Below are 1,781 nucleotides of genomic sequence, written 5' to 3'. Positions count from 1 at the left end.
TCTTTCACAACAGAGCCGAAACTCTTTGGAGTCGAAACCTGCGTCAGCATTTAAAAAGAGCCCTTCAACTGAAATATTTGCTTGTTCCAAAGTTCTCGTTATAACTTCAAACTGTACTTCAATGTCATAAAGATCGTTATGGTTGCCAGCTACTGGATTTGATATTGCCATGGGTAGACCTTGGCGGTCACTCAAATACAGGGCGTTAGTTGTTTTGCGTTTCTTTGCCACCTCTTATTGCAGAAGTATGGCTGCCATCAAAATCAACACTCGAAAGGTCCAATCTGGATTTGTATCTTTCTAAAAATACCTGTCCAGGCCTTCTTTAGGACATCCGTGGTACACCATTGCGATAATGATAATAAACACTCTGCCAACTTAATATATTTCCCTCAAACAGGGCTTTTACGGGCAATTGGTGCCATTGAACACCTGTTTTTAGCTTATAAAGAACGGCATTTGCTATTTCTTCCAAAGGGACCGTCGCCTGAAAACCTCTTTTTGCTAATGGTAAATAAGGAACAATTTCACTTTTTATAATATCTTTGTCCAGTACATTGTACATAAGGGTTGATCTTGAAATGGATATGTTTTGCAACACCAATTTCATCAACCCTTTCCTATTTTCAAAATAAGTTTAAATCACTTCATATAGTCTAGGGTTTAAATAGAAAGAATTAAAGAGAAAATATTAATTGTAGGGTGTTTTCTGATCTGAATTTGGTGTTTTATCAAAAAATATTCATGATCAATGTGATAACTAGTTTTTAAGGTGATGTCAGTTCATGTTTTATGAGGTTTTATTTGCTGTACAAAATGAGCTATTCTATCACGAATCATGCCCGAAGAATAATACTTGCCCTATCGGCAGTTCATGAAGACTAGCGATGACATAAAATAATTTATGGTATAAAAAAGTTGATTTTGTCGTGTTAATGGTGAAATATTTAAAATTCGAGTTGTGAAAATCGGTTTTAACTCTAGAACCTTACAGGTATTTTCAAACTAAACATTTCAAAAATCGATCTGTTCTAATCTTTAGAATAAATCTTGTAGTAGAAGTTATTGCTTATGGTGTTTTCCTTGAAAAATTAATATAACACAAGTATGAAGTTTAGTCGCTGTTAATAAATGTGTTGTGATGTTTGTGGTTATCCGTAAAAGCTATTCTTGCCGATGGGTAGGTACAATGGCAAAATTATAGCGCAATTAAAAGCCGTTTAGGCTATTTAATTCAAGTTGTTGTCTTAGCTGTGGTGAAAATAAAGCTATGTTTAAGCCTACTTCCAGAAAAAAAGGTTGTCGAACGGCTTTTTTATAAGATTATAATGACAGAAGATTAAGTGAAAAATAATGAACTCCTAATGATAAACTCAGAATTGTAAAGTGCATCACGAATACCAAATCAGAATAAGTAAAAAGAGTGAAAAATGGTCGAATTATCTGGGCAAAATTATTGTTGAGTAAAATTTAAGATAGATTCCCAAAATTTAAAATATTTTGCCAATATTTCTTTAAGATTCATTGTTGTCCGATAAAAAGGAAGCCAACTTAATGGCTTCCTAAAAACATCGTAAATTTGAGTTTCGACAAACAAAAATACGATGAGTAAAAGTAATCATTTTTCGACAAAATCCGTTTTCGGACAGCTGATTTCATTAATTGATGATTCCATTATCAGAAAAGAAGTAAAGAAATGCGATTCCGACCGCTATACCAAACGATTTACAACCAAGGATCACTTGATAAGTATGCTCTTTTGTTCGTTTTCAAAGTGCACA

Annotated in this window: 2 protein-coding genes and 1 pseudogene; 1 reads left to right on the top strand and 2 read right to left on the bottom strand. The window is 33.5% G+C overall.

Annotated features, from left to right (window positions below; translation table 11 throughout):
* Both VNJ50_RS06620 and VNJ50_RS06615 read right to left on the bottom strand, forming a co-directional pair.
* Positions 1 to 231 (bottom strand): annotated as a pseudogene (locus tag VNJ50_RS06620) (IS5/IS1182 family transposase); the annotation flags it as partial.
* Between the two features lie 94 nt (positions 232 to 325).
* Positions 326 to 565, bottom strand: coding sequence for a transposase (locus VNJ50_RS06615; protein ID WP_325580205.1), 240 nt, complete (start codon positions 563 to 565; stop codon positions 326 to 328).
* Positions 566 to 1,604: 1,039 nt separating this feature from the next.
* Between VNJ50_RS06615 and VNJ50_RS06610 the strand changes: the two genes are divergently transcribed.
* Positions 1,605 to 1,781 (top strand): DUF4372 domain-containing protein (locus VNJ50_RS06610; RefSeq protein ID WP_325580207.1); only part of this gene is annotated, 177 nt, incomplete at its 3' end.

This window comes from Gelidibacter sp. (assembly GCF_035577925.1).
In the GTDB taxonomy this organism is placed as follows: Bacteria; Bacteroidota; Bacteroidia; order Flavobacteriales; family Flavobacteriaceae; genus Gelidibacter.
This window is presented reverse-complemented; position numbering and strand designations above follow the sequence as displayed.